16 protein-coding genes and 1 pseudogene are annotated in these 21,737 nt (G+C 57.6%); 5 read left to right on the forward strand and 12 right to left on the reverse strand.

Features of this window, described 5'->3' with window-relative positions; genetic code table 11:
* Positions 1 to 427: 427 nt before the first annotated feature.
* The 5 genes and pseudogenes from P1L40_RS06445 to P1L40_RS06470 all read right to left on the reverse strand — a co-directional run bounded on the left by P1L40_RS06445 (position 428) and on the right by P1L40_RS06470 (position 4,706).
* Positions 428 to 877 carry a DUF6159 family protein gene (locus P1L40_RS06445; protein WP_336402191.1) on the reverse strand — a complete coding sequence of 150 codons (450 nt, stop codon included), beginning with the start codon at positions 875 to 877 and terminating at the stop codon, positions 428 to 430.
* 30 nt (positions 878 to 907) lie between these two features.
* Positions 908 to 1,258, reverse strand: coding sequence for a hypothetical protein (locus tag P1L40_RS06450; RefSeq protein WP_284010504.1), 351 nt, complete (start codon positions 1,256 to 1,258; stop codon positions 908 to 910).
* Between the two features lie 457 nt (positions 1,259 to 1,715).
* Positions 1,716 to 2,197 (reverse strand): annotated as a pseudogene (locus P1L40_RS23720) (DUF8172 family protein).
* Positions 2,198 to 2,880: 683 nt separating this feature from the next.
* Positions 2,881 to 3,513 carry a DUF6735 family protein gene (locus P1L40_RS06465; protein WP_284010507.1) on the reverse strand — a complete coding sequence of 211 codons (633 nt, stop codon included), beginning with the start codon at positions 3,511 to 3,513 and terminating at the stop codon, positions 2,881 to 2,883.
* A 347-nt stretch (positions 3,514 to 3,860) separates the two neighbouring features.
* Positions 3,861 to 4,706, reverse strand: a complete 846-nt coding sequence (locus P1L40_RS06470) for a DNA-binding protein (RefSeq protein ID WP_284010508.1) — start codon at positions 4,704 to 4,706, stop codon at positions 3,861 to 3,863.
* A 591-nt stretch (positions 4,707 to 5,297) separates the two neighbouring features.
* Between P1L40_RS06470 and P1L40_RS06475 the strand changes: the two genes are divergently transcribed.
* The gene (locus tag P1L40_RS06475) at positions 5,298 to 5,837 is read left to right on the forward strand and encodes a dihydrofolate reductase family protein (RefSeq protein ID WP_284010509.1); all 540 of its coding nucleotides are present in this window, start codon (positions 5,298 to 5,300) and stop codon (positions 5,835 to 5,837) included.
* Between the two features lie 111 nt (positions 5,838 to 5,948).
* Here the strand turns inward: P1L40_RS06475 and P1L40_RS06480 are convergent, their stop codons facing one another.
* The 3 genes from P1L40_RS06480 to P1L40_RS06490 form a co-directional block, all read right to left on the reverse strand.
* Positions 5,949 to 6,482: an ester cyclase gene (locus P1L40_RS06480; RefSeq protein WP_284010510.1), complete on the reverse strand. Its 534-nt coding sequence runs from the start codon at positions 6,480 to 6,482 to the stop codon at positions 5,949 to 5,951.
* 2 nt (positions 6,483 to 6,484) lie between these two features.
* Entirely contained in the window at positions 6,485 to 6,928 is a 444-nt protein-coding gene (locus P1L40_RS06485) for a cupin domain-containing protein (protein ID WP_284010511.1), read from the reverse strand.
* Between the two features lie 127 nt (positions 6,929 to 7,055).
* A complete protein-coding gene (locus P1L40_RS06490; RefSeq protein ID WP_284010512.1) occupies positions 7,056 to 8,024 on the reverse strand; it encodes a winged helix-turn-helix domain-containing protein in 969 nt (322 codons plus the stop codon).
* Between the two features lie 829 nt (positions 8,025 to 8,853).
* Here P1L40_RS06490 and P1L40_RS06495 point away from each other — a divergent pair.
* The 3 genes from P1L40_RS06495 to P1L40_RS06505 all read left to right on the forward strand — a co-directional run bounded on the left by P1L40_RS06495 (position 8,854) and on the right by P1L40_RS06505 (position 15,280).
* Positions 8,854 to 12,513, forward strand: a complete 3,660-nt coding sequence (locus tag P1L40_RS06495; RefSeq protein WP_284010513.1) for a TraM recognition domain-containing protein — start codon at positions 8,854 to 8,856, stop codon at positions 12,511 to 12,513.
* A gap of 977 nt (positions 12,514 to 13,490) precedes the next feature.
* Positions 13,491 to 14,246, forward strand: coding sequence for a UTP--glucose-1-phosphate uridylyltransferase AglF (aglF, locus tag P1L40_RS06500; RefSeq protein WP_284010514.1), 756 nt, complete (start codon positions 13,491 to 13,493; stop codon positions 14,244 to 14,246).
* Positions 14,247 to 14,293: 47 nt separating this feature from the next.
* Positions 14,294 to 15,280, forward strand: a complete 987-nt coding sequence (locus P1L40_RS06505) for an SDR family oxidoreductase (protein WP_284010515.1) — start codon at positions 14,294 to 14,296, stop codon at positions 15,278 to 15,280.
* Positions 15,281 to 15,451: 171 nt separating this feature from the next.
* On the opposite strand, the gene P1L40_RS06510 is transcribed toward P1L40_RS06505, so the two are convergent.
* A complete protein-coding gene (locus tag P1L40_RS06510; protein ID WP_284010516.1) occupies positions 15,452 to 16,507 on the reverse strand; it encodes a glycosyltransferase family 4 protein in 1,056 nt (351 codons plus the stop codon).
* 99 nt (positions 16,508 to 16,606) lie between these two features.
* Between P1L40_RS06510 and P1L40_RS06515 the strand changes: the two genes are divergently transcribed.
* Complete coding sequence (locus P1L40_RS06515) at positions 16,607 to 17,464, forward strand: CmcI family methyltransferase (protein ID WP_284010517.1); 858 nt, start codon at positions 16,607 to 16,609, stop codon at positions 17,462 to 17,464.
* 8 nt (positions 17,465 to 17,472) lie between these two features.
* Here P1L40_RS06515 and P1L40_RS06520 read toward each other — a convergent pair whose 3' ends face one another.
* The 3 genes from P1L40_RS06520 to P1L40_RS06530 form a co-directional block, all read right to left on the reverse strand.
* On the reverse strand, positions 17,473 to 18,636 hold the full coding sequence (locus P1L40_RS06520) for a glycosyltransferase family 4 protein (RefSeq protein ID WP_284010518.1): 1,164 nt from the start codon (positions 18,634 to 18,636) through the stop codon (positions 17,473 to 17,475).
* Between the two features lie 182 nt (positions 18,637 to 18,818).
* Positions 18,819 to 20,225: a sulfatase-like hydrolase/transferase gene (locus P1L40_RS06525; protein WP_284010519.1), complete on the reverse strand. Its 1,407-nt coding sequence runs from the start codon at positions 20,223 to 20,225 to the stop codon at positions 18,819 to 18,821.
* A 40-nt stretch (positions 20,226 to 20,265) separates the two neighbouring features.
* Positions 20,266 to 21,714, reverse strand: coding sequence for a lipopolysaccharide biosynthesis protein (locus P1L40_RS06530; protein WP_284010520.1), 1,449 nt, complete (start codon positions 21,712 to 21,714; stop codon positions 20,266 to 20,268).
* Between the last annotated feature and the right edge of the window lie 23 nt (positions 21,715 to 21,737).

Here is a 21,737-nt window from a genome sequence, read left to right on the forward strand (position 1 = left end):
ACTGATCAGCGCCTCCTCCAGCTCACGTCTCAATAAGTCTGGACATTTTTGCCTGAGTCAGCATCTGCTGCCGAGGTGTTAACCAACGCCCGGGCGCTATCACCCAGATTGTTGGTTAAACGCGGGATGCGGGGCAGGTATCGAACTTCCTATTGGCAAAAGCGCATTCCGATTATCGATCTCCGCTGGCGGTGTCAACATTCTATTGGTGGCCAGCGTCAGGGGCTTAGATGATGACTCGAAACGTCGACTCGGGAATGTGGCTCACAGCGTTGAGATGCTTGATGAGGAACTCGATACTGACTGTCTGAGCGCCAGTCTCACCGGCCGTGTAGACACGCGAGGACACAATCGTGGATGTCGATACGACTGCAGTTTCCAGGACTGTTTTGGTGGGGACGGGATCAGAATAGTTCCGCTAAATCCGTCACGAGGTCTCAGGGAATATTTCGCACGGATCGCGCCGTTCGAACGGACCCACACGGTGGTCTTTAGTCGCGTATTCATAGAGGGCAACGCGAGCAACCATCCCGAGCACCTGGCTCGCGACGATTCCGGTGACGACAGCGAGCAGGCCGATACTACCTAGGAGCCACGCAGTCGGGCCGGTGAGGGTAATATAAGCACTGGCGAGACAGGTGACACCGACGAGTACGACCGGCAGCGTGACCAGAGAGACACTGAGAGAAGCGGTGACACTCTCGCCCCACGTCTGTTTGAACGTGGCACCGCTCTGTTGAAGGATCAACCGGATGTCCGTCGTGTCCTCGACGATGATTACGGGCACGACAAAGAAGGTCAACAGCAACCACGCGAGGTCAAAGACGAGGCGGGCTACGCTTCCAAGGAAGCCGAATTTCTCGTCGAGGATGTACAGAACGGTACCTAGCGTCGCGGAGGTGAGCGCCTAGACAGCGATAGCACGGCGCGCCTCCCAGGCCGCTCGCAGTCTCTCCTCGACCGTCGGGACGCCACCGTCGAAGTACCGGAAGGCACAGTGAGCCACGGCAGCGTTGACGAACGTCCCGAGGCTCGAGGTGAGCGCGATACTGACGAACAGGGCGGTGTACTGCAGAAAGTCGTTTGTGAGCAGCGATGCAGCCAGACCGCAGTGGAGGGCAATCCCAGCGGCGACCGCGAATCCACTCCCGACGAGCAGGAGGCTGCACAGTGGGAGGGCCGCAAGACGGGGATTCGCCCGGAACATGTCGAGGCTCCCGTCAGCAACGGCGAGTCCACGACTGAACTTCCTGGACATATTTGATTTAGCGTATTTCCCTCCGATAATACTTGCTCTGACCGCGCTGGCCCCGTGGTCTTGCGCTGTTCTGGAGCCCACTGAAAGTGCGGCGCTCAGCTATCATCAGGATTGTCTTTCGGCGAATCAAACCAGCCGCGGCCGTTCCTCTCTGATACTATTGCTAACCTATTGTTCCAGTCGTCGCCAGTCGCATGCTGTGACGAATGTCTCTCGGATCATTCTTGTTGGTCTGCTCGGTCGGGCATGTGGGGATAATCAGGAACATCTTTCACCTCCCTATGCCACGCGCGCAGGGTGAAGCAAGAGTCTATACAATCACACAGCTAAGATTGAATGAGCTATGAGTATTGATGAGGCGGTTGATGAGGCGCTTGCGACATATGGGATGTCGCGTAGCGAGGAGGCCGAGGAAACGGGCCGATTAGTCGCTACCGTTCAAGACTAACGCAGTCTACTAGTCCAGTTGCCGGATTTTCTCTGCGAACTCCGCTTTAGATATCCCCATAGTATCGACCAATTCTGGGAAGCCAGCTCGTTCGACCGCTTGCTCGACAAATTCTATCCAGAGGTCTTCGTGTTTTTCGGCGTAGAATACCTTCGATTCATGCGGATACATATCAAGCTCATACTCTGACAAATCGATCATGATCCCGTGTTTCCGCTCAACTGTTGTGGCTCCGAACCCACGCAAATGTTTGAATAAGACGTTCTTCCGACGAACAGTCAGATACGCTTAGATTCGGTAATATACTCGTTGACCCACTCTCGCCAGTCGTAAGTCTGGGGCTCGATCTCGGTTTTTGTTTCAGGCATCGAGAAATCGGCGTTGATGCGGCGCAGGTAAAACTGTATCAGTGCCACAGCTGTCCGATGGTTGGCGTTGGGAAGAGCGTGCTTGAGAATCAGATTCGACGCGAAGCGACGGGACCAAAGCACAGTTCTTACTGATTTCAGAACGGTCGGGACGAACCAGCGGTTCAGTGGGTCTGCGAAGTGAGCGGAGAGATAGTTTCATGAACCTCATACGGGCTGTACTGTGGAGCCACTCTAATATCGGTTATCGAACCAAAAAACGAGACCTAGTAGACCCAGCATCGCTGCTAACAGAAGATACCGAGAGGCAAGGGCTTGGATCGGTACCTGGCCAACTTCGGTAGCCAAGCTGAGTCCGGTGAAGACGATGACACATACCGCAACGACATACCGTGCTTTCTGAAACCAATGCACTAGTAGAATATTACGTAGAGACAACATGAGCTTTCGGCCTCTACTGCCACGGTTTCAACTGAGCGGGTTTCATACCTATCTGAACGACCTGTGCCAGCTGGCGACTGTTTCTGCTTTGATATCAGTCTTTCATATACCCGTTCGCAACCTCTGGTACAGTCAGTCTGCTCTATCAATACGATACAATATACTGACCGATTCAACAGTAACGAGTCAGTGCTCTTGCATCACCCGCCCTCCCCGTCGAGAGACATAGCCACGGTCCTCGAGATCATTAGCAGCCTCCCTGAGGAGCGAAACAAGAACGAGCTCCGGGAGACCCCGCGTAGCCTGTCTCGCGAGCCATCGCTCAAGCGATCTCTCTACCTCACCCACCTCGCCATCTGAGTCCATCACTCATCCTCCGGCGTTTTGATGATAAGCTCCGAGCGGTCATCGGCCCACCGAGAAAGCATCTCGGAAAGATACTCCCGTGCTTCCCTTGGCGAGAACAGCTCTCGATCACAGAGATCCCCTGCAACCCGTTTCAACGCTCGAAATTCTCCCTGGGCGTACCCATCACCGACTGGCTCGCCGTTGTACCACCGCACGGTCCTGAGTGCGCCATTGCCCACAGTCGGCTCCCCGGAGATTCGCTGGCAGTCGTATTGTAACCAAAACCAGTGTGTCCGATAGGCCGTCACCTCGAAATCACTGTCAACGATGTAGAACGCCTCATGATGTAGATAATCCAGATACTCCGTAAGCACTGCTTCAAGTGAGATGGCAAGCGTCAGTGGGTCGTGATCGATATCTGTTGGAGCTACCCCGGAATTCTCAACTAATCGACTCACCGTTTCATCGTCGTACGATTCAATGAGTGCCGCAAAGAGTCGTTGGGCGTTCTTACTTGCTTCCTCGCCACCGAAAGGCGTCTCTTTGGTGATCTGGACTTTTACTCGGAGATGCAATCCACCCCAGTGGGTGTAGTGGATGTTATACAGGCTGTCAGGTCGTTCGTATGCAATGAGTGCTCTGTGTCCCATATCGAATCTGCGAGACGTGGATGACGCCCCGCACCCCTCGGGGGGGCGAAAATATACGCGAGATGAATCACCCAGACACCGCCACATTCGATTCACACTCCACCTTCGGATGAGTCGGCTCTGTTGAAACCCTCTTGACTCGACTTTTCTTCCGTTGAAACAGCCGTTGAGTAGGTATGCGTAGTGTTCAGTTTCATAGAACATTCACAGAGTACACGTACTCAGGGAGTTCACGTAGCAATGAGTCAACGCTCGTAGCGTCGAGAACGCGCGAGGGGCGTCTGAACGGAGTGAGGACGACGGCTGGGGAGGGGCTGGCGTGCAATAAAAAGACCGCCTGTCTGCCTCTACAACCGCTCTTCGCGCTCTGGGAACTCCACCCTGCTCCAGCCCGTCAGTGCAACCGAGACGCGTCCCTCGTACCAGCTCTTGGCTACAGCCCGGAACCTGACGCGCTCGCCTTCTTTGACTACGGGTTGGTCGCTCGCTCGCCAGACAGTGAACTTCGTGATCGACGTCCCATCCTCTATCAGACCCACCTGAGAGATAGCCGGACTGCTCGACTCCCAGAGCACCGTCACTCGACCAGCAATGTCCACCTCACTTCGATTTGCGTTCCCGATTATCTCGATTGGCACGACCGTCCCTGGCGCGAGCCACTCTGCTTCGGTCACCGAGACCGACGCATCCACGATATCTGCCCCCTCTGCCATCCGTCGTGCGAGCCTCTTCGAGAGTGCGGCCGTCGTCGTTCCCGTTTGGACCCGTTCTTGGATCCGCCTCGCCTGCTTGTTCACGCTCGCCAGTTCCTTCCGAGTCATTCCGGTCCGTGGGTCCACCCGATCTGGCTCCGCCCATGGGTCCACGCTCGCCGCTCGCTTCGAGAATCGCCGTCGACGTGCCTCGTTTCTGCGCTCGGCGACATCTCTCGTCCGGGCCTCCCGGTCTGAATCCTGTCTGTGGTCCCACCGGCTTCTGGTTCGTCCGATCTCCGCCTCGCGTGCTGCCATTCGCTCTTCGGCCTCTAGAGTCAGTCCTCGTCCAGCCACCTCGAAGTGATTCGTATCGACCTTCGCCTGTATCTCCTGGGCAACCGACCGCTGCAGTTCCGGGACCTCCTCGGTAACCGCCTCATCTGCGACCGTCTGTTCATCGTGCGAAACTTCATATCGAATCGAATTCTCTATACTCATTGTAGTTCCTTGAAGGCGCCCATCCAGCGTCTTCCACTTTCACGACTTCCCAGTCGTGACTATCATCACACTCCGACAACCTCCTCGCGCGCTGTCCGCGCCTTCACGCGCCCGACAGGGCGCGGACAGCGCGCCCCTTCGAGTAGAGACAACCAGTGACGCGCGACCGGCCAGCCCGCCCGAGTGTCCAGCTTCAAGTCGGTTTCTGGTCTGAGGGACGAAGACCGAAACTGCGCTTGATGCTGGCGTCCCGAAAGGGCGAGCGAGGAACGACCAGCGAACGCGTTCGCTGGTCGTGGTGCGGGTGTCTGGCCGGGCGGGCGGGACGGGCCATGCATAGGACCAACCGCCCACCTGGTGGACTGAACGGGCGAGGCCGTTCGACGAACCCCGGCGACGCAAGTACCTCCTGGAGCGGCGAGTCGCGGGAGTCGAACGAGCGCGGGCTTTCAAGTTGTGTGGATCTAAGTACCACTCTGCTCTCTCAAGGGCAGCGGGTTATACGACCTCGAAACAACCTGCCAACCACGCCTAACGTACACGCTCTCTGCAGTACAGAGGTATTTCTACTCCGTCGACCGAGAGTCTCGTATGAGCGCTGGGAAGATCACCCTCTACATCGCAGCGAGCGTGGACGGCTATATCGCCGACGAGGATGGGGGTGTTGCGTGGCTTTCGGAGTTCGAAGAGGCAGCGAGTGAGGACGATATCGAAGAGTTCACTGCGTTCTTCGAGAGTGTCGACTGTCTCGTGATGGGCGCAACGACGTATGAACAAGTACTGACCTTCGGTGAGTGGCCGTACGATGACAAACCAACGTACGTGTTCACGCATCGGGACCTCTCACCTGCGACTGACGCTGTCGAGTTCGTTGACCAGCCCGTCGCAGATGTCTCGACACACCTCAAAGAACAGTATGGGCATATCTGGCTCGTCGGAGGCGCACAACTTGCAGAAGCGTTCTTCCACGAACAGGAGATTGATGCACTTCGGCTATCGCTCGTGCCAGTTCTCTTAGGAGGGGGGGTTCCACTCTTCGCGGGAGAGTACGACCAACAATCGCTCCGATTGCTCGATACCACGCGTCGCGAGGGCGGAATCGTTGAACATCAGTATGTGGTCTGTGGCTGAGAGCGGCGTCGGTTGAGATGATATATTCCCAGTTTGCAGTAGCGCCCTTCCGAACTATGCAGTGTCTATCAGTACCAGCGTACGAGATACAGAGAGTACGTCTCCCGGTTATTAGGAGATAGATAATCGAACTTTTCCGATCAGGAGCTTCGGGAGTTGACCGAGTAGTTGTGGGAACGTCAGTCCGAGCTGTGGCGCCACTTCGTTCATATTTGTGTGGAACCTGTGTTCGCGGATGATTCCCGCGTCGAGATGAAGTATCGACACACCGCGAATCTGAACCTCTCGGCCAGTCGGGGGCAGACCACCGAGTGGTCCGTCGTGGGTCATCGTCAGTCGAACCTCGTACATAACGATGTCCTCGCCACTAACCATATCGAGAACGGTAATTTCGAAGTCCGGGAACGCCGTGGATATCACCTCCATGAACTGTCGGAGCCCGTCCCGTCCGTGGACCTCTCCTTTCGGCCCGGCAACCCCTTTCGCTGGTGCTGCAGGGTCGTACATCACGAACGTGTCTGCGACCAGCTGTGGAATCGCTGCGTACTCTCTGTCGTTCCACATATCCACGTACGCCCTGGCAGTCGCTTCCGGGTCGACGGCGGACAGCACGCGGTCGCCACGAGGCGTCGATCGTGTCGCCATGGTCACGTCCTCAGGACCGCGACGCCGAGCGGGTCAACTGGTTCCTCGAACTCTGTGACGGTTGTGCGGTCGGAGAAGAAGCCCACGAACCGGGCTGTCTCCGCGCCCCCGTTTTGGAAGCCGTGTGGGGCCATCGGCGGAACCACTATCAGATCGCCCGCCTCGATCATTCCCGTCGTCTCGTCGACCCACACGTCGACTTCGGCACCGTGGAGACAGACGACGATCTCCTCGGGGCTATCGACGTGCGTCTCCAGTTTCTGCCCGGGGTCGAGTTCGAAGTAGACGACGTTGTGTCCACCCTCGAGTTCGAGCCCACTCGCGGCAGGGAACGACGGGGAGAACGGGAAGTTCACCCGCACGTCCATCTCCGATCCGGATTGGTTCGCTCTGACGAGTTCGAGGTCATCGAGACTGACTTTTTTCAGCTCTGTTTGATTCGGCATGTTCAGCCCTACAGACGGCATATTAGTGCTTGAGTGTTCGGAGAATGATATTTCACTCAGAGAGATAGCATATACTACGTCTCGTGGGGTTCCGCACTGGTCCTGTCGCTGTCAGGGTGGCGTGGAGCTACTGAGAGATATCGACGACAGAAAGGTGTTCGTCGAGTGTAATCGTGAGTGAGTCGTCCCCGCTCCCGATAGTCGTGGCTACCTCGAGCGGAGACTCGGTGGCGGCGATGGTCACCTGCGTCTGGACGAGGTCGAAAAGGCCTTCGAGTGAGGGGCTGAACACGTTGAGTCCTCGCTCGTACAGGTAACCGATCACGGGCGCTAGACTGGTGACACACAGTTCGACCGGGAGCCGTTTGGCGAATCGACAGGTATCACAGCGTAGTTCGCCCCAGGCGGCGAACGGAGTTCTACAGCTTCGGCAGGGCTGGTCGTCAGTCACCTCGTGATCGGCACACACTGACAGCGTTCCTCTGACGGGACTTGCACACTCGGGACACACACCTTGCATCATGTGCGCCAGATCCGACATGCAGAGGTAGAGTTCCGTCCTGAGCGCCTGGTCGGGCGTCCGACCGGCCAGTCCCGGTGCCGGAAACGGCGCGTTCAGGAGTGTTCCTCGCGGAGCAGCGTCGCCGAACAGTCCGGCGCATTCAGTGCAGGAGAATCGAAGCCATTGGTCCTCGTATGTCGCCCGTATTGCTCCGCCACAGACCGGACAGTTCGAATTTACCTCCCCGGAGATCTCGGCGTCGTGTTCCCCTGCAACCGTTACGACGGTTCGCGCGAGTTTCTTTCCACCACCACTCAGTCGGTAGCCCTCGCCTGTCTTCCGCACGAAGTGCGGGACGAGCTTCGAGAGGTGGTAATTGAACCGACCGTTGTCGCCAACGTTGACGCGTCGTCGCAACTCGGAGAACGACATCGTTGACGCGCTGTCGTCGATGTCGTCGTATTCGTGGAGCGCCCCTGCCTGCCACAAGACCCGGAGGATATTCAGCCGCGTCTCGTCTCCCAGGATCGCGAACGCTTCTTCCGGAGACACGCCGTCGAACTCAGTTTCGGGAGCCGATTGAATATCATCCATACCACTCTCTACCACGCCTCGAACGATAAATCAGATGTCAGAGACGAGTCTTCGGGATCGCGTCTTCTGCCGTTGCTCTATGGGGTCGAACTCTATTTGGCGGCCGACAATTCGGTGATTCCAGCGTGCTGACTATGCGTATGTGCTCAGCACAACTGCAAGAGCCTGTCAGAATGTGAGTCTCTCAGCTGAACCAGACACGCCCCACTGTTTCTTCTGAACAAGCAATTGCATATCCCCACCTACGCTGAACGACTCACACCCCTTCCAACACGTCCAGAACATATCAGCGCTTTAGCGGAAACGGTGGGGTGTCTCTGTACGCTTCGGTTGCGTGGGTCCCAGGAATCACAAAAGATCAACCGTACTGCAACTACTCTAATTCTTCAACAGCCAGCTCCTTCCGATCACGCACGGCAGTAATCCACTTTGGGAGGGAGTCGAGTTCCTTTGATGGGCTCTTCATCAGGGACACAGTCTACGCCCCAACGATGTCCGAGAAGTCTTCGTCCGCTCATGGAGAACATCCGCCAGTTCGTTGTCCTCAACAAGCCGCGCGTGACGCCAGCGAAGCGAGGAGATGGCGTCCAGCGACCGCGAGCGATCCGAGGGCTTTCGAGGTTGTCCTAAGTGCAAAACTTAACGGAAGATACCAATAACCGACGATCTCCAATAATAGCGCTACCCGCCAAATGTTGGCAGTAGAAGCTCTCACACTAACCTTGGAAACAGACACAGAAGTGCTGTGAATGGATAGCAACTGCTAGGTGAGAACTGCGTTCGAGAAGCGTTATAGTTCCGTTCAGCAACTGGAGCGTATTCAGTACTAATGACGCAGACTCCACCACCTTCAGAGACACTGCCTGTTCCTGCAGACTCGACAGATACCTATATTCGAATCCAGCCAGCAACGACCCCACTTGATCCGGACAACGTCGAGACGCATGTGCGTCGCCTCCATCGTCTCGACAGTCCGACGGACTCGACTGGTTTCCTCGGTGGTCTCTTCCAATCCGACGAGCCACCGACGCTCGAATGGCTACTGGTTGGGAATCAGGACGAACTCTCATACTACGTCCGATCCGTCCCGTCTGACACGCTTGAGGCACTCGAAGGCGCTCTCAGAGGACTCTTTCCGACTGCCTATGCGTTCGAACGGGTCCAACTATCCAGGGCACACCTGCTCTCGGGGGAGAGTGCAAGCCAATCGGCCGAGACAGCCCCCAGCGAAGCACCTGCTGCCATCGAATACGAACGCCACACGTCACATCGTCGTGACTGGCAAACCTGTCTCACGCCTGTTGCTCACTTCTACGAAAGCGAGCAGACACACCTCCCACTGACGAGTGTCACAGAAACGATTGCGAACAGTCCCTACCCCGTGGTCTTTCAGACGCTCATCCGAGCAAAACCGGACTGGTCACCCGAACTTGAGACACGCCGGCTCGCTCTCGAAGAGGGGACGGATACACTCGGTGGGACGCTCACAAATGCAATATTTGGCCCGCCTGAGGAGGGTGTCGACCATCTCACGGCCTCGGACGAACAGCGCCTCAGGGAACTCACAGAGCGGGATCCGCGACATTCCTTCGAGATCAACTGTCGAGCAGTCGTGGGAACCGAAGCTCCAGGCGAAACCACGAGCGCATCACCGACTGCCGTTACTCGTGATCTCGCAACAGCATTCACCCACCTGAACCGGACGACCTACGAGTTGGCTGGACGGGTTCTGACTGGGGAGGCCGCACTCGACATTCACAAGGATATCGAAGCCGCGGATTTCCGTGAGAACACCCGAAACGGGGGGCTCTTGAGAACGTTGCCGTGGTCGAATCCATCCTCGCCGCTGCTCGTCGCCGATGCGAGTGAGGTGGGAAGTTTCTGTCTGGTAGATGGCGCTGCCCTCACGGCGTCAGGACGGCGTTCACTCACTGCCACGCCGGGCGAGCGCCAGCCCATGGGCCACCCACCAGAGAACCAACTCACACACTATCGAACGCAGGGGCTGCCAATCGGCCATCCACTCACGCAGGACAATACACCCGAGCCAGAGCACATTTCACTTCCACCGGATCTTCAGTCACTGCACCTCGCGTGGTTCGGAAAGACCGGCTCCGGGAAGTCAACGAGTCTCAACACTGCAGTGCTGGATAACCACGAGGCCACAGACGGCGCTGACATCCTGATCGACTCGAAAGGCGATGGAATGCCCCAAGAGTATATGCAAGCGCACTACGAGCGCTACGGGAGCCTAGAGAACGTGCTGTACTTCGATTGTGCCGATATCCTGCCAGCGTTTTCGTTTTTCGATATCCGTGATGAACTCGATTCGGGCATTACGCGGACAGCGGCGGTCGAGGACCGCGTCGAGCACTATATCGAGATACTCGTGGCACTGATGGGTCGAGAAGGCTTCGAGCAGGCCGTTCGCTCGCCCGATATCATCCGCTACATGCTCAAAGCGATGTTCGATCCAGTCAGTGGCGAGGAGGCCTTTAGCCACCGTGACTTTCACAGCGCGGTTCAGGAGATGCACGACCGCAACAGCGCACCGCCAGTCTCGGATGAGGACTTAGAGCGGATGCTGGCCGGCGTCGTGGCCAATCGAGCCCGGACCTTCGACGAGATTATGCAGGGGGTCGCAAACCGAATCGAGAAGATTCCGGTCAATCCCCGTCTGGCTCGTATCTTCAATCACGTTCCCGAACGGGGCGAAGACAGCGAGGAGCCACAGTTCGACCTCTTCGACTATTTGGATGAGGATGTCGTGATCATCTTCGATACGGGTGGGTTACGAAGTGAGTCCCAGCAAGCGCTCACGCTGTTGATTATCTCGAACCTCTGGTCGGCACTGAAACGCCGAGCGAAAGAACAAGCTGAGAGTGAAGCCGATCGAGAGAACGCAGACCTCCCACTGGTTAATTGCTACCTCGAAGAGGCTGCGAGCATTGCAGATTCCTCACTACTCTCGGAACTCCTCTCTCAGTCACGGAGTTTCGAATGTTCGGTCACGCTCGCCATGCAGTTTCCCTCCCAGCTCCGTGAGCAAAGCGAGCGAGCCTATCAGGAGGTGTTGAACAACGTCTCGACGATCGTGACGGGCAACGTCGCTGTCGACGAACGGCTGGCGAAGCGCCTGGCCACTGACGAGATGACCGCGCGCGATGTCGGGAATCGGCTCCGTGCACTCCGCCGTGGGGAGTGGTTGGTCTCGCTACCTGCGGCGTTCGATGAAGACGAACCCCAGCCGTTTCTGGCCCGCTCTCTCACGCCACCGAGCGGCCATCCCGCAGCAAGAACGGCACCACGCCGTTCGGGTTTCGAGGAAGCCACCACAGCGCTCACAGAGCGCATCGAAACCACTGTCGGACTGGGGCTGGCCGAACCGAACACAGTCGAGCGTTCGGACGACGAATCGGCCGGCCCAGAACGCGTCGATAGCGCGCTGCCCTATACGAATCGACTACCGGAGACGGTTCGATACGACGGTGACGTGCATGCGCTCTTTTGTACGGAGTGTGAGAGTCGCTATGACCCGGATAGGTCGGGAATGCATCGGGCCATCGAGTGCTGTGCCGTCCTCGAAGAACTCGATACGGATGATGTCCCGATCTGTGAGGTGAACCTGAAGCTGACACCGGACGAACGGGAGGTAACCGAGTTCACCGAGAGACAACTCATGTTCGTCCAGGCAGTGTACAACGCCCAGCAACTCCGATATGACCCGCTGGAGTATGACCTGCTGTACGACAGCATGATTCGCCTCCAAGAGTACCTCGATATCGGGAGTGAGGCTGTGACGGATCTAATCGATGCGGAGCTACTCAAACACGATACAGATCGACCACATCGTTTGTATTCGGTGACGCCATCGGGTCGAACCCTGATTGGTGAGCACTATCGCAAGGGTGTCGATTACGGTCACGGAAAGGGCGACTTAGATGAGACGAGCCAGCACGTCCTTGCCGTGGAAGTGGGCAGGCAATATCTCCTGATGCACTATCAGGAAAACGAGGAATCACCGGTCGTCGAGGTCGTCCCGTATTTCGAACTCGACGAGCGAGAGAGTACGGTCGTGTCTGCGTCGAGTGCAATGGGCGGCAATAGTGAGGACTTAGAAGAAGAGGCGAGTGCGTACGATCGACATCGAATCGATGTCGTCGGGTTGGACGAGGAGGGGCGGATTCGGATTACACTCGAAGCAGAGCGGGTCAATCACGACCTCCGACGAGCGGTCCCCGAGGACTTCGATAAGATGGCTGCCTGTGATCCGGATGAGGCACTCTGGATCACGATGTCTCACGCAGAGGCCCACAGAGTGTTAGGTGCGTTGAACGATCCTTTGGATGGGAATCCCCGCGTCGAGAAGACGTATGCTGAGAGCACGCCGGCGGATCAGTTCCGAATCGAGACAGACGGGTGTACGGGGATGTTCACTGTCGAGCAGGTGCGGGATATGGTCGCGGAGGCAAAAACCGAGTCGGACTGAGTGACCGAAAAGGGTCAGATTCGGCGTCACAATACGCGCCGGTAGTGTTCATGATCCAGAGTGTCTCATCCCCGCAAGCAGGGCAAGCCACCACGAGGGCAAGCCCCGAGGCACTCGGCTGGCTCCGTCTAGAGAACTGGGTCAGTCGATGCAACACGTCACTTGGCGACATGGATTTTTCCGGGGTGGGTACTCAAATACTCGCTAATCACGACCGAGAATGGGAATACCTGTTGGGAAAAGAGATAGTTAGAAGTCAAAACGGGTGGATGAATTGCTCGGAGTGATCGCTGAGACCAACCTTGGAAAACCGCCCCGCTTGGAGGGATGCAGAGACAGGAGAGAGTGACTAGAACAGGCCTGTCCCACGGGGAAGTGCGCGTGGCGCCACCGAGGTGAACAAGCGTGAACTACCCAGAGCGGGCCAACAACGGTGCTAACGGACGAGATTCGAAGTACACCCTGAATATCACAGCGTCTGAAAACAAACCAGAAACCATACCAGTTGCAGAACGAGAGCGTCCAAGGATGGTTCCGTCTATGGGTTTTCGTATCCTTGTGAGTGATCAGGTTTCAGTGAGGTTCGCATGTGAGCGTCATGGGTGTTCGGCCGAAATCGCCTGAGGAACCCACAGACGGCGTCTTCGCCGCGGCACGTAGCGTCCGCGTACGTGACGCCTGCGTCGACCCCTATCTATGTGCTCAGTTTCTCAGATCATCCTCTTCTAGCGGTGCGTTTCTCCAAGGTTGGATATGTGGGGATGGAACCACCTGTATTTATATATCTGAACGATCCCGGACATCCGATCAGCGTACTATTTCTTTGTCGCAACGACGCTGTTGTGGACCCTCGACGGCGCCCCAGGTCTGTGGGCCATCAGCCGGTGGTGCAGGCAGCAGACCAGCGGTGCGACGCGAGCCTTGTCGAATCGGTGAAGGCGACAAGAGTTTTACTGGGGGCCGAACCATATAAATGTATGAAGGCTGTCGTACTCGCCGCTGGCGAAGGCACCCGACTGCGCCCACTCACAGAAGACAAACCCAAGGGGATGGTCGAGGTCGCCGGCAAACCGATCCTCGCACACTGTTTCGAGAAGCTCATCGACCTCGGCGCCGACGAGTTGCTCGTCGTCGTCGGCTACAAGAAACAGGTCATCATCAACCATTTCGAGGACGAGTACGAGGGCGTCCCGATCACCTACACCCACCAGCGCGAGCAGAAGGGGCTGGCCCACGCCCTCCTCACTGTGGAGGACGAGATCGACGAAGACTTCATGCTGATGCTGGGGGACAACATCTTCGAGGCGAACCTCCACGATGTCGTCAACCGACAGCAAGAAGAACGCGCCGACGCGGCCTTCCTCGTCGAGGAAGTCCCCTGGGAGGAAGCCTCTCGCTACGGCGTCTGTGACACCAACAAGTACGGCGAGATCACCGAGGTCGTCGAGAAACCCGAGGACCCGCCGTCGAACCTCGTCATGACCGGCTTCTACACGTTCACGCCGGCCATCTTCCACGCCTGCCATCTCGTCCAGCCCTCCAATCGCGGCGAGTACGAGATCAGCGACGCCGTCGACCTCCTGTTGCACTCGGGCCGGACCATCGACGCCATCCGCATGGACGGCTGGCGCAACGACATCGGCTACCCCGAGGACCGCGACCAGGCCGAGGAACGACTCCAGGGCGAGGTCGATCCGGAACTCGCCGCCGAGAACATCGCAGTCAGCGAGTAGGGACGGACCCGACGGATTTTTGTCGTCTCCCCGAGCCGTTTCTGATAATGAGAATCCTCGTGACTGGCGGTGCGGGTTTCATCGGCGGCCACCTCGCCGAGCGCTTCGCGGGCGACGGCCACGATGTCGTCGTCCTCGACAACAAGGACCCGTTCTACGATCTGGACATCAAGTCTCACAACATCCAGGCAGGCCGGGAAGCGGCCGACGCCAGCGACGGCAGCTACGAGTTCGTCGAGGGCGACGTTCGCGACGCCGACCTCGTGACCGACCTCGTCGCCGACGCCGATTACGTCTATCACCAGGCGGCCCAGGCCGGCGTCCGCCCGAGCGTCGAGAACCCCCGGAAGTACGACGAGGTCAACGTCGACGGCACGCTGAACCTGCTCGACGCTTGTCGTGACGAGGGCATCGAGCGGTTCGTCATGGCCTCCTCCTCGTCGGTGTACGGCGTCCCGCAGTACCTCCCCTACGACGAGGAACACCCGACGACGCCGGTCTCGCCCTACGGTGCCTCGAAACTCGCCGCCGAGCGCTACGCCTGTTCCTACAGCGAGGTGTACGGCTTCCCCGCGGTCGCACTGCGCTATTTCACCGTCTACGGCCCTCGGATGCGCCCGAACATGGCCATCTCGAACTTCGTCTCCCGGTGTATGAACGACGAGCCGCCGATCATCTACGGCGACGGGACACAGACCCGGGACTTCACCTTCATCGAGGACGTGCTGGAGGCGAACGTCACCCTGCTGCAGGAGGATGCCGCCGACGGCCAGGCGATCAACATCGGCTCGACGGACAACATCGAGATCAAGACGCTGGCCGAAGAGATCCGCGACCAGCTGGCGCCCGAGCTGGAGCTGGTCTACGAGGAGCGCCACGACGCCGACGCCGAGCACACCCACGCGAGCACGGAGCGTGCGAGCGAACTGCTGGGCTACGAAGCCTCCCACACGATCCGGGAGGGCGTCTCGAAGTTCATCGACTGGTACCAGGAGAACCGCGAGTGGTACGAGCCGCTGGTTCGGAACTCCTGAGGACAGTCACCTGCCGTACTGGACGCCGTTGACGAGGCACCCACGAGATTCGGAGCCCCGTTTCCTGTGGACCCCGACATCCGATCACCCCATCGCTCATCTGGATTACAGATTCCCGCCTCTCTCTATTGGCCGTTACCCTGGCAAACAGCACGTGTGTGAGGAATTGCACTACTCGTTGACGACAGATACCATCTCGTCCCGTATCGTCGAGACGGTCCGGTCCCAAGTATGTGCCGCGGCCCACGACTGAGCCCCCGAAGAGAGCCGAGAATGAAGTCGATTGTTTGTCAGTATCTTCTGGAGGGCTGCGCCGACGGAAGATGGAGAATCCTCAACGAGTAACCCAGATTGGTCGTGTGCGACGGCTTCGGCCGCGGCAGTACCGGTCAGGCCCACCGAGGGAACACCATACTGATTAGCTTCCAGATAGACGATACCGAACCCCTCGAAACTGTGGTCGACATATTGTGGGAGCATGACGAACGCGTCAGCCGTCTCGAACCACTTGGCTAGCTCCATCTCGGATACTCGCCCCTCGAAGTAGACACGGTCAGCCACGTCAAGATTACGGGAGATTCCTTCGACCTGTCGTTGGTACTGACCGTCAATACCGCCGCCAACCACGTGGTACTCGACATCCGGAACCGTTCTGACGACGCGTTCGAGCGATTCGATGACCCGATGGTGTCCCTTACGTGGTTTTATACTCCCGACAGTCAACAGCACCTGGGCATCGATATCGAATGGGGCGGCCCGGTTCGGTGATTGGTCGACACCGTTCGGGACAACAGTGATCGTTTCCAACTGTCCCAGGGTCTCGCAGATCTGGGCCGCTGTGAACTCGGAAACCGGGAACAATCGGTCGGCGCACCAGAGCGCTCGAGTTGCGAGAACGCGGTGTTTTGTGTGCAATGGCCGCACAGCGTATGTCCCATGACAAGAGACCACGTACGGGGTCTCTATCCACCGGGTCGCCAAATAAGCGACCAGTGAGTAGGGGTACGCGATGAATGAGTAGACGATGTCTGCATCCTTCGCAAGCGCCCGAACCCGTTGAGTAGCCTTGAGCACTGCCGTTGGGGACGACTGCATGGCGAGCGGGCTGGGTAAATCGTCCACGAGCGTGACGTGGTCAGTCGTTTGAAGTCGCTCCAGAACCGCCTTTGAGAACGTTTTCCACCCCGAGGTGGTTCCGAGGCCCGGTGTGAGGGCTACGATGTCCATGGGGAAGTTCGCGAACTCGATATGGTGTCCGCGTTCATGTCCGTTTCGGTTATATATACTTCCGATAGATGCTTTGTCTCCGGTATATTGACTATTCGTATGTCTGACTCGCTCGTCTCTCGTGCGCTCGCCATCCTCCGAGAAGACGGCCCAAAGACCCTCGCGGTTCGTATAGCTGGTCTGGGGCGGAGCTTCCTGTTCGGTCATGTTCTCCCGTTCAGGAAAGCGGACTTCGACAGGGACGAGATCGGCTTGATGGGCAAAGTACTGGTCGGATATCTACTCGGCATCGTCTTGGGCGAGCGCCTCTCGACCCGCCTCTCTGTCTGGCTACTCCACCGTCGGCGACGACGAGAGAAGGCCCCTCTCGATTCCATCCAGACTGCGTTCGACTTCGTGGGGGTCGGGAAGCAACACAGTATCAGACCGATGCAGAGTCGCAGGGAACTCGCTGCGGTGGTCGAGCTGGTCAGGGCGAACAATCCTGAGCGTATACTGGAAGTCGGGACCGCACGTGGCGGGACGCTGTACACCTGGTGCCGGGAGTTCGATACGCTCTCAACCGCTGTCTCGGTCAGTCTTCCGGCTGACGCCGACCCCGGCCCATCGGTCAATCCGACGTTTCTCACCTCGTTCGTTGACGAGCGGATGGTTTGTATTAGAGGAGACGCCCACGCTCAGGCGACACGGACAGCCGTCACGGATCACGTCGAAAGTGTCGACTTTGTATTTATTGACGCGGACAAGTCGTACACAGGAGTAAGACGTCACTTCGAGATGTACGAGCCCTTGGTTTCGGACGGAGGGGTACTGGCTATCCATGACACGCAGTACAACGAGGGCGTATCACGCTTCTGGGAAGAGGTGAGCAGAGAATACGAAACCACAGAGATCGTTCACGGGGCACCACGCCTCGGAGGGGAATACGTATTTGGGACCGGTGTCGTATGGCTCTGACTCCGTTGTCAGCCCGTCAACACCCGCATCCTGCGGAGGTACTCGTCAACCACGTCTGCGAGCGAAAACCGGTCAACAGCACACTCTCTCGCTCGTGCTCCGAACGCCGGGAGTCGATTCGTCTCGGCCAACAACATCTGAAGATCCGCGTCGAATCGGTTCTGATCGAGCGGATTCGTGACGACTCCCGTCACGCCATCGACGACGGCCTCACGGCCGCCGCTGAAGCAAGAGGTGAGAACTGAAGTTCCGGCAGCCATAGCCTCGATGTTTACAGTGGGGAACGGGTCGAGATACATCGATGGGGTCGCGACCACATCAGCCATATGAAACGCATCTATCAATGTCTCGCGGGTGAGCCATCCGGTTTCGTGTATCAGTTCTCCGTCCACACCGTTTGCTCGTCTAATCCAGTCGACCTCCGTCCCACCAGTTACGACCAGCGCCGTGCTACCGACGTTCGATGCTACCTCCGAAACCGCTCTAGCCAGCGCTACGCTTCCCTTCATTCTCCCCACACGTCCGGCGTGCAGAACAATCCGTGTGCCACTCAACCCGAGTTTCTCACGGAGGGCCTCTCCATCACCTCCAGCGAACGTATCCACGTCGACACCGTTGTGGATTACCTCCCCGCCCTCAATGCCGTTGGCTCTTAGCGCTCGATTGAGTGTCCCGCTGACGGCGACTCTGGCATCGGTGTATCTATTGATGTATCGACGGTTGAGTGGCGTCCGAAGCGGGAAGTATCCGAGCTTTGCCTGCCGAATTCGGTCGGTGACCCCGAGTCGGTAATCCGACTCGGGAACCATTTCACCTGGGTCGTGGTCGGCCGTTGCGAACCCCGACATCTTCCCGTACGCGACACTCATAGTATCGTGGAATGTTAGCACCACTGGAACCCCACGCTCTTTCGAAATTTTCAGTGTGTGATATGAGAGGAACTCGTGGACGTTGTGTGCGTGCACGACATCCGGATCTATAGAGTCCAGTAATTTTCCGACCTGGCCGACAGTATACGGGTTGTATAATCCGTAGTAAGCACGCAGCCGGGTGTGCTCCGGGGCTGTGACTGTGTGGACGGTGGCTGGCTCGTCGGAGCCCGGCGAGTCGGTGTCTTGGGATGAAGCGATTACGTGTACATCATGCCCCCGGGCGGCGTATTCGTTCGCCAATTGCCTGGCGATGACAGCAGCACCTCCCCGAGAATTGTGCGTGGGGTACCGATCAGTGAGTACGCAAATGTCCATCGATTATGTGATTTCAGTTTATTGTACGTGCTGGTACGGGTCCTCCGACGAGCAAGCCATGTGTATGCCACCGTGTTCCTGGTGTGTGTGTCGCCGTCTTCATGCTCTCAGCGGTAGCCCAGATACTCAAGACGGTTCTCGGTCGCGCTGCCGACTGTGGACCGTTCTCCGAGGTCGTATCCCTCAACCGGACCGAGCCGGTCTTCGAGTCGTTTTCGAGCCCTGGCAGTTACATCCGGTACTGACTCCGGCGTGTACGTCGAGTCCGTGTCACCCCATCGATATACCACATCCGCCGTCTTTCCGTTTCTCACATAGATGTACTTCCCGACTATCGTCGCCTGTCTGGCTTGATCGTACCGAGCCAATTCGGACTCCGGGACGTTGTACGTCTCGGCCAGGTGATCGATATCGTTTTGCAACCCTGTGTACTCGGCCACAGGTGGAACCTGCGAATCGAGTCCTCGTTCGAGGGCGCTTCGTCCGTCGCCCGCGGCAATCGCCTCACAGATATCGTACAACAACCGCAGGCTGACAGGTGTCTCGACTGACCTCGACTGCCACCACCCATCAGGGGGTGCGATGATAAGTGGTACATGGAGAGTCTGTTGGGTTACGTGCCCGATATGATTGAAGTACCCATGTTCGCCAAAAGACTCGCCATGGTCACCGAGAATAATCAGGAATGTGTTTTTCCACTCTTCGTCAGTGTAGACCTCGGAGCGCAAGCGGGTCACGATACTATCGAGATAGGCGATAGCGCCGCGGTACAGCGACCGAAGTATCTGGCACTTCCCGTCCGTCGGTTGCTCGTCCCCGAGTAGATACGCCCAGTGAAACTGCTCGACATCCCGCGCAGCACTGTCGGTAATGTCGCCTGCGAGGTGCTTCCTACGATACGGTTGTGGCGGCCAATACTCCGCGTGTGCCTCCATCAAATTGACGAACAGAAACTCCGGGTTCGATTCGCCTGCGGAGCGCGTTGCCCGCTCAACTGACAGGTCGGCGCCGTTATCGGCTGGCTGCTGCAGATGGTATCCGACGTTAGCAATTGATTTCTTCGGGTTATCATGCGTCAGTACTCGGCGAGCTGTATCGGCGTACTTCAGGGCTCTACCTTCCGCGATAGTACCCAAATCCAGCCCGTCATCGTACAGGAATCGAGGATTGTCGTGGAAATCGTCGAACCCCACATCGAAGCCGAACTCGCGACTGATGTAGGGGTTGTTCGAAACTCCGATGGTGTGGTACCCGGCGTTCTGAAAAAGCGCTGGAAGCGGCTCGACTGGAGGGTCAAAGCGCTGGTTCACACAGTTTACACCGTGTTCAGCGGTTGTGAGCCCAGTAAACATCGCCGCGTGGGAGGGCGCAGTCCAGGGGGAAGGGGCCACGGCGCGCTCAAACCGAACAGCTCGATCAAGGATACCGTCGATCGTCGGGGTAAAAGCGGAGGTTAGGCTCTGTGCACGGACGGTGTCCAGAACGATACAGACGACGGTCGGTCGGTCGCTCATTTCAGGTTTCCTCGAAGGTGTGCCGCTATTGCGGGCACATTTACACTCTAAGGAACTGCCGCAGAAGGTTTATATCTTGTTCGGTCAGAGCCCCGCTCCCGTACAGTGCACCAGCGTAAATTAGAACGCCGAGACCGACGGCTGTGAAAAGCGAGACGGGTCCCGTTACGTACTGACCCATCGAAAATACCGAGGCACCCATCACCACGTTAGCGGCGAGGACCAGGCCGGCCGCTGTCAGGTTCGGCCGTCGCAGATCAGTCGTCCGTATCTGATACCAGAGGGACACGCACAACCCGATAACCATTCGCAGGAGATAGCCCAGCGCGATGACTGCGAGCGAGCCGAACACGAACGCACCGATGAGAACGAACACCAGTTGGATTACTGCTTTTCCCGACTCGACGTACGTGGTGTATCGTGCCTGGTCAGAGCCAACAAATATTGGGCTGGATAACGAGTCAATCACCTGTAGACCAAACGTCGCGACGAGAATCGCCACCACACTGCTTCTATAGAGGTAGTCAGGGCCGAATACCTCTCTGATGATAGCCGGTCCGAGGACAGTCGCACCGACGACAGCTGGCACTACAATGAACGAGGTCACCCGGTAGTACTGTGTCAACAGTTCGCCGACCGGCGCGTCTTCGGCGTACCGCTGGCTTATTTTGGGCCAGAGGACCTGTGTCAGCGGTTTACTGATCAGCGAGAACAGCGAATTGAACGTGAAAGCGACTGCCCACGCCGCAAACACCGACGGCCCGAAAGCAGCCAAAACCACTGCGTCGGGGACTTGTGACGTGGCTCTTTTTATTACCACATTTGGTGCAAGCGGGAGGGACGTGTGTCTGAGACACTCGAAAACAACGTCGAAGTCGGGCCTGACAAATACGTATCTACGAAGAGACCAGTACAGAACCACGACAGCCACGGCCGTGGTCACGAAGTATGCAACAAGGGCCGTTCCAAGAGTTATCGTTTCCGTCAGTACCAGGACGACGATCGAGAGAGTGAAAGAGGCCTCTCGCAGTAACTTACCCGCCGAATACAACTGGAACTCGTCACAAGCCCGGGTGATCTTCAAGCCGTGGTTGTACGCAGGAACGAGGGCGAATACAGCCCCGATAATCGGGAGGTTTGTGAGGAAAAACCCTTCCAGCCCTGCGAAATAGCGGCCAAAAAGTATCGTCATGGCGGTTCCGAGCAAAAGAGAAAACCCGAGCGTAACGGCCACTGCCACTAGTACAGTCGTCCCTGCGATGAGAGTCCGTCTCCCCTCTTCATCCATTTCAGGGACATGTTTGATAAGCAAGGGGCCACCGTTGACGAACCCTTTCACTATGAGGAACACCGCGACGGCGAGAAATATCGATTTGTACGTTCCAAATGTCGCGGGAGCAAGCGAACGCGTCAACAGCGGAATCACGACGAATGAGGAGAGCCGGCTGACCGTCTCCGCGACGGTGACGTACCGTATCTCCTCTAGCATGGGCATATACTCGTGTGGAGGCG

It is taken from the genome of Haloarcula pelagica, from assembly GCF_030127105.1.
Taxonomy (GTDB): Archaea; Halobacteriota; Halobacteria; order Halobacteriales; family Haloarculaceae; genus Haloarcula; species Haloarcula pelagica.

What these genes read in the sequence shown, in the direction of transcription:
- P1L40_RS06450 (WP_284010504.1), bottom strand. Translation starts at nt 1,258, where the DNA reads ATGTCCAGGAAGTTCAGTCGTGGACTCGCCGTTGCTGACGGGAGCCTC.
- P1L40_RS06465 (WP_284010507.1), bottom strand. Translation starts at nt 3,513, where the DNA reads ATGGGACACAGAGCACTCATTGCATACGAACGACCTGACAGCCTGTAT.
- P1L40_RS06470 (WP_284010508.1), bottom strand. Translation starts at nt 4,706, where the DNA reads ATGAGTATAGAGAATTCGATTCGATATGAAGTTTCGCACGATGAACAG.
- P1L40_RS06475 (WP_284010509.1), top strand. Translation starts at nt 5,298, where the DNA reads ATGAGCGCTGGGAAGATCACCCTCTACATCGCAGCGAGCGTGGACGGC.
- P1L40_RS06480 (WP_284010510.1), bottom strand. Translation starts at nt 6,482, where the DNA reads ATGGCGACACGATCGACGCCTCGTGGCGACCGCGTGCTGTCCGCCGTC.
- P1L40_RS06485 (WP_284010511.1), bottom strand. Translation starts at nt 6,928, where the DNA reads ATGCCGAATCAAACAGAGCTGAAAAAAGTCAGTCTCGATGACCTCGAA.
- P1L40_RS06490 (WP_284010512.1), bottom strand. Translation starts at nt 8,024, where the DNA reads ATGGATGATATTCAATCGGCTCCCGAAACTGAGTTCGACGGCGTGTCT.
- P1L40_RS06495 (WP_284010513.1), top strand. Translation starts at nt 8,854, where the DNA reads ATGACGCAGACTCCACCACCTTCAGAGACACTGCCTGTTCCTGCAGAC.
- aglF (WP_284010514.1), top strand. Translation starts at nt 13,491, where the DNA reads ATGAAGGCTGTCGTACTCGCCGCTGGCGAAGGCACCCGACTGCGCCCA.
- P1L40_RS06505 (WP_284010515.1), top strand. Translation starts at nt 14,294, where the DNA reads ATGAGAATCCTCGTGACTGGCGGTGCGGGTTTCATCGGCGGCCACCTC.
- P1L40_RS06510 (WP_284010516.1), bottom strand. Translation starts at nt 16,507, where the DNA reads ATGGACATCGTAGCCCTCACACCGGGCCTCGGAACCACCTCGGGGTGG.
- P1L40_RS06515 (WP_284010517.1), top strand. Translation starts at nt 16,607, where the DNA reads ATGTCTGACTCGCTCGTCTCTCGTGCGCTCGCCATCCTCCGAGAAGAC.
- P1L40_RS06525 (WP_284010519.1), bottom strand. Translation starts at nt 20,225, where the DNA reads ATGAGCGACCGACCGACCGTCGTCTGTATCGTTCTGGACACCGTCCGT.
- P1L40_RS06530 (WP_284010520.1), bottom strand. Translation starts at nt 21,714, where the DNA reads ATGCTAGAGGAGATACGGTACGTCACCGTCGCGGAGACGGTCAGCCGG.